The sequence below is a fragment of the Mycobacterium sp. ENV421 genome (assembly GCF_002887815.1).
In the GTDB taxonomy this organism is placed as follows: Bacteria; Actinomycetota; Actinomycetes; order Mycobacteriales; family Mycobacteriaceae; genus Mycobacterium.
The window spans coordinates 1-429 of sequence record NZ_PDHO01000152.1 but is presented as its reverse complement, the minus strand read 5'-3'; the positions used below and the strand labels follow the sequence as shown (position 1 = coordinate 429).

Sequence of the window (429 nt, the reverse complement as noted above, 5' to 3'; positions counted from 1 at the left end):
CACGCTCAATGACGAGTGAGTACCCCGCGGTCGTCATCCCGAGAGACGGTCAACACCTGCTGACGTCACGTTCCCAGCTTCTCCTACCCTCGTAGCTCGACCAGGCCCATGGGCGGCTGTCGTCAGACTTCAGGCGGTCCGCGCCGGTGTGGAGCCACCAGGTAAGCGCCCGCAGCTCGGGCACGCCCGTCTGGCAGGCACAATAGCGGGATGAGTGATGATGACGCGGGCGTCTTGGCAGTTCGGCAGAATCCGCGCACGCGCACCGGGAACGCTCGAATCGCTGACTTCACCCTACTGGTGCGCATTCCCGGCCAGCCCGCCGCGACGCGGGCGTTTACCGATGACGAGGCCGCTGACGCCGCCCAGTATGCCGGTGAGGCTTATCGACCCTCACCTCAGTTGATGTGCGCGCATCTACGGCTTTGG

At 65.3% G+C, this 429-nt stretch carries 1 pseudogene; it reads left to right on the top strand.

Annotation, left to right across the window (positions count from 1 at the left end):
- Positions 1–210: 210 nt before the first annotated feature.
- Positions 211–429 (top strand): annotated as a pseudogene (locus CRM90_RS31260) (hypothetical protein); the annotation flags it as partial.